Origin of the sequence: Acinetobacter sp., from assembly GCF_036666595.1 — a bacterium.
Classification (GTDB): domain Bacteria; phylum Pseudomonadota; class Gammaproteobacteria; order Pseudomonadales; family Moraxellaceae; genus Acinetobacter.
The window spans coordinates 1-666 of the sequence record NZ_JAVWVO010000094.1 but is presented as its reverse complement, the minus strand read 5'-3'; the positions used below and the strand labels follow the sequence as shown (position 1 = coordinate 666).

The following is a 666-nucleotide window of genomic DNA, read 5'->3' as shown; positions in this document are numbered from 1 at the left end:
GTACCAAGTCAAGAAACTTGGAGAAAATTGAACGATTACCTATCTACAGGTACTAGAGTTAATTTAAAATCCTCAAATAGTATTGAAGACTTATCTGTAGAGGACTTAATTAAAGAATTAAAAAATCGTGGTGCTAAAAGCATTAACATTGAATGGTAATTTCGCTTTAAAGAATTAAAAAATAGAGGTTAATATGTTTGAAGTAGAACAAAAATTTAATGAAGAAATGCGACAAATCTACGATAAGTCAAAAGAGCTTACTCCACCGTATAAACCAACAAGATTTAAAAAAATGCTTGATCAGTACGGAGGAATTGAAACAGCCAATCGACTATTAATTTCATCAAGTAAAATACCTGATGGTTTTACAGAACTATATTCAAGAGGACCAGAAGCTTTAAAGTTAACAGTCGAATATCTCATTTTAAAACCTGAATATTCTGCTTTGTTTAATCCTGACCAGCAAGAAATAGCAAAGAAAAGGTTAAAGCAGTTAAATATCGAGTTACCCTAATTTTTCCCCTATTTAACATAATAGAGCTTATACGAAACGCATCCTAAAATAGCTATATATTTCAAAAAGTTATGCTATAAAAAATTGGGACGCAAAACCTAAAAAACCGACTTGGAAACAAGTCGGCTTTTTTATGAACATTTTTGATAGTT

1 protein-coding gene is annotated in these 666 nt (G+C 30.5%); it reads left to right on the top strand.

All coding sequences use genetic code 11. The features are described 5' to 3' along the window. The first annotated feature begins 193 nt into the window (after nucleotides 1–193). Nucleotides 194–514, top strand: coding sequence for a hypothetical protein (locus RR876_RS16970; RefSeq protein ID WP_065995572.1), 321 nt, complete (start codon nucleotides 194–196; stop codon nucleotides 512–514). Nucleotides 515–666: the final 152 nt, after the last annotated feature.